Annotated in this window: 3 protein-coding genes; 2 read left to right on the top strand and 1 reads right to left on the bottom strand. The window is 70.9% G+C overall.

Annotated elements, in window-relative coordinates; translation table 11 throughout:
* Positions 1 to 104: 104 nt before the first annotated feature.
* Positions 105 to 1,097 (bottom strand): fibronectin type III domain-containing protein, encoded by a 993-nt coding sequence (locus H0488_RS22255; protein WP_183101391.1) that lies wholly within the window; start codon positions 1,095 to 1,097, stop codon positions 105 to 107.
* Positions 1,098 to 1,446: 349 nt separating this feature from the next.
* On the opposite strand from H0488_RS22255, the gene H0488_RS22250 reads away from it, so the two are divergent.
* Positions 1,447 to 3,111, top strand: coding sequence for a serine/threonine-protein kinase (locus H0488_RS22250; RefSeq protein ID WP_183101390.1), 1,665 nt, complete (start codon positions 1,447 to 1,449; stop codon positions 3,109 to 3,111).
* Positions 3,112 to 3,145: 34 nt separating this feature from the next.
* The coding region (locus tag H0488_RS22245; RefSeq protein WP_183101389.1) for a serine/threonine-protein kinase at positions 3,146 to 4,239 on the top strand (1,094 nt) is incomplete at its 3' end.

Genomic DNA, 4,239 nt, shown 5'->3' with positions numbered 1-4,239 from the left:
CCTACCACCGCCGCCGCAGGCAGGCCGCTCTCGGACGGTTGACCCCCGTCGAATACGAGTTGATCATGACCCCACCCGCCACCCAGGCGGCCTAACCCCAACTGTCACCCGTTCGTGCAGCAGACCCTTACCCACCGGTCGCCGCGGTACGCGACGGTCACTTCGTGCAGCCCGGGGCCAAGCTTCCGGGCTGTGATGGGCGCGGCTGCCACACCGTCTACCAGTTCCGCGCCTCCAAGAACCACACCTCCGGCGGTGAGAAGCACTCGTCCCGTCGGCCGAACGGCTCCGGCATCGACGGTGACGTGCATCTGCGTCCCTTTGCCGTAGTCGAGGGCAGTGTCCGAACCGCCGACCACCGAGGCTCGACGCAGAGCGGTCGCTTCTACGGCGGGGCCAGCGCCGACGCTGTTGTTGGCCTGGACCGTGTACGTGTAGTCGGTGCCCGGGTCCACGAGGTTGATCCTCTGGGACCTCTCCCACGGATTGACGATGGCACCCAGGATGGCCTCGGTGGGGTCGTGCGGCGTGGCACGAACGCGGTAGGAGGTGATCTCGGCGCCGCCGTCGCTGGCCGGAGCAGCCCAGGTCACGGTCGCCCAGCGGTCGTTGTCCAGGTCCAGCTTCACCCGAACGTTCCCAGGCTCTCCCGGCACGACCGCTGGCGGCTCCTCGAACACCGCTTCTACGGCGGGGCCAGCGCCGACGCTGTTGTTGGCCTGGACCGTGTACGTGTAGTCGGTGCCCGGGTCCACGAGGTTGATCCTCTGGGACCTCTCCCACGGATTGACGATGGCACCCAGGATGGCCTCGGTGGGGTCGTGCGGCGTGGCACGAACGCGGTAGGAGGTGATCTCGGCGCCGCCGTCGCTGGCCGGAGCAGCCCAGGTCACGGTCGCCCAGCGGTCGTTGTTCAGATCCAGCTTCACCCGAACGTTCCCAGGCTCTCCCGGCACGTCACCGAAGAACACGCCGAACGAAGCCCCGGGCCACGGGGTCGCGTGCGCCGCCGTGTTCAGGCCTGGCGCGCCGAAGAGCAGTAGCGCCGGCGTCAAGGCCAGCACCGTGGCAATGTTGAGCAGGCGTCGTGTCGCCATGTTTTTTCCCATCCCATGCCACCCCCCTGGCGGAACAATCATCCCTGATGTTGAGTCCTTCTAAGGGAAAACGCGAAAGCCTATGAGACTGCCGAACCGGCTGATGGTTGACAGCTGCGTCGGTTGATTCATGACACTCCTGGGGATGCCGGGGCGGCGTGCGGACCGGGGCGTCGGCCTTGTGGCCTCGCCGTGGAGCCGTCGGCAAGTGAGCTGGACCACCCGCCGAGCCGCTGACCGTCGAACTTGGCGTTTCCGGTGCTGCCGGGACTCGAGTAGGGGACGCTGTGTCGCACGGAGGCGACCTGGTCGGTGGGGCCCGGTCCGCCGTGGGGGCAAGGGGCATGCGATGGACGGCATGGATGGTGCGACCTTCGGCCGGTACGTGGTGTCGGGCAAGGTCGGCGAGGGTTCGCTGGGCGTGGTCTACCGGGCGCGTCACCAGGAGCTGGAGCGCGACGCTGCGGTGAAGGTGCTGCGTCCAGCGGTGCGGAGCAATCCGGCTGCGGTGGCGGGGATGGTCGCGGAGGCGGCCACGTTGGCGCGGTTGGACCATCCGAACATCGTGGCGCTGTACGACTTCGTGCAGGAGCCGCAGCGGACGTGGCTGGCCGAGCAGTGGATCGAGGGTGCGCCACTGGACGCGATCTTGGACCAGCACGGGCGGCTGACCCCGGAGCAGGCCCTCGGTGTTGCGGCGGGTGCACTGGCAGGCCTGGCGCATGCTCACGACAGCGGTGTGGTGCACCGGGACGTGTCGGCATCGAACGTGTTGGCGGAAATGGCGGGCACCAGCATGTTGGTGGACTTCGGGCTGGCATCCCCCGTCGAGGGCGAGTCGGGGTCCGGGTCGTCGGGGGTGGTCGGCACGCCGGCGTACCTCTCCCCGGAGGCGGCCAGCGGTCGGCCGGTCGGGAAGCCGGGCGACGTGTACTCGGCAGCGGCGTTGACCTACCACCTGCTCGCGGGGTCCCCGGTCTTCGACGGCTCAGCGTGGGAGATGGTCGCTGCGCACCGGGACCGACCCGCGCCGGTGCTGCGGGACCACGGTCCGCGGCTGGCCGGGCTGCTGGAACGGTCGCTGGCCAAGGATCCAGCGGTGCGACCACCGGACGCGGGTGCGTTCCTGGCCGAGCTGGAGGAGGCGGCCGCGGAGAGGTACGGCGCGGGTTGGCGCGCGCGGGCCTCCATCGCCGGTCTGGTCGCCAGCACGGTGAGCCTCGGTGCCGGCGTCGTGGCCGGTGCTGCCGGCGGGGCGGCACCGACGGTCGTGGCCGAGGGCCTGCCGCAGACGGTCACGGCAGTGACCCAGGCGGCGGTGACCACGGGACGCCGGGTTGGGACCAAGACGTTGATCGCGGCCGGAGCAACAGCCGCGGTGGTCGTCGCCGGCGTGGTCGCCGGACTCACCCTGACCGGCAACGAGGACGACGACTCCACCGGAGCCGGTGGCGCTCCGACGTCCTCCGAGCCCACCGCCAGCGAGGAGGAGCAGCGGGAGGAGGCGCGTGCCGAGAAGGAGGAGCAGCTCGAGACGAGTGCTCCTTCGGGTGAGTACGCGTCCGTCTGGACGACGATCAACGTGCAGCGGGACGGCACGAGACAAGATCCCGTGAGATTCAGGGGCTCGTGGACCTTCCAGGCACCGGACTGCACCGCAAGCGGCTGCCGGGGGACGGTCCGGTCAGACAACGACTCATCCCTCGAGGCCAGGTGGAACGGCCGGACCTTGGTGGTCTCCGCCTCTTCGAACGTCGAGCGCAGTGCCAAAGCGGGCTGCATCGACCCCGAGACCGGAGAGGTCTCGCCCGTGCCGGAAGCAGCCGCCCGGTGGACGAGGACCTCCCGTTACACGCCCGCTGTGATTACGGCCGGCCCCGACGGAGGGATGCCTCGACGCTTCACCTTGAAGTTCACGAGCACGTTCACGTGGGAGGTCTTCGGCACCTGCGAGAAGGGTCCCAGGGACATCGTCAGGCAGGAGTCCACCGGCGTGTTCACCCGGAGCTCGTGAGGCGATCGTGCCCGGAGCCCCGTCGTCCGCATCCGTGCCAGCCGGCTACCGGTACCTCCGCCATCTCGGGGCGGGTGGCTTCGGCGACGTCCACCTCGCCGAGCACATCGCTACCGGACGGCCGGTTGCGATCAAGTACATCCAGCAGCACCTGCTCGCGGATCCCGAGGTGTTGGCCCGCTTCCGGCGGGAGGCGCAGATCCTGGCCGCCACCGACGTGCCCACCGTGGTGCGGGTCTACGACCTGGACACGGCGGGCGATCCTGCGCACCTGGTCATGGAGTACGTGCCCGGCGTGACGCTGTGGGACCTCATGGAGCGGGCGCCCCTCCCGGCCCACCAGGCGCTGATGGTCCTGCGCGACGTCGCCGACGCGCTCCGTGTGATGGCGGAGCGGGGGCTCGTGCACCGCGACATCAAGCCGTCCAACGTGTTCGTGCTGCCCTCCGGACGCGCGAAGCTGGGCGACTTCGGGCTGGCCCGGGCCGTTGCCGACGACGCGGGATTCCGGACGGCCGGGGCGCCGGCCGGCACGCCGGCGTACTTCCCGCCGGAGGTCAGCTCGGGAGACGCCGAGGCCACGATCGAGAGCGACGCGTACTCGTTCGCCATCATGGCGTACGAGGCACTGACCGGCTCGCGGCCGATCACCGCACCGGACGCCATCTCGCTGATCACCGCACACTGGACCCAGCCTCCCCGTCCGGTGACCGACGCGCTGCCCGGCTTTCCCCCGACGGTTGCGCCGGTGCTGATGCGAGCTCTCGCCAAGGCGCCAGAGGGGCGTCCGCTGCCGCACGAGCTGATGGCCGCCCTCGACGCCGTGCCGGCCGACGCGTGGCCGACGAACGACCGCCCGCCGGTGCCGGTGCCCGAAGCGCCGCCGCTCGAGGACGGGACGGGAAGGGGCGTGGCCGCTGCCGAGGAGGAAGCAGGAGAACCGGTGCCGGTTGCCGATGGCCGGGCCGCGCCGACCGTGCGCGCCGGGGCCACACCGCCGCCCCCGGGCCTGCAGTCCGCGCCGGTCACCGTGGCGTCGCCCGTCGCACCGCGCGAGGAGCTCTTCCAGGTCCCGGCGGCGAGCGGCGAGCGCCGGCGCGGCGGGCGCCGGGCGGTTGTGGCGGCAGC

The organism is Nocardioides pelophilus, from assembly GCF_014180685.1.
Taxonomy (GTDB): domain Bacteria; phylum Actinomycetota; class Actinomycetes; order Propionibacteriales; family Nocardioidaceae; genus Nocardioides; species Nocardioides pelophilus.
This window is presented reverse-complemented; position numbering and strand designations above follow the sequence as displayed.

Excerpts from the sequence above, each read along its gene's own strand:
- H0488_RS22255 (WP_183101391.1), bottom strand. The coding sequence starts at position 1,097 with ATGGCGACACGACGCCTGCTCAACATTGCCACGGTGCTGGCCTTGACG.
- H0488_RS22250 (WP_183101390.1), top strand. The coding sequence starts at position 1,447 with ATGGACGGCATGGATGGTGCGACCTTCGGCCGGTACGTGGTGTCGGGC.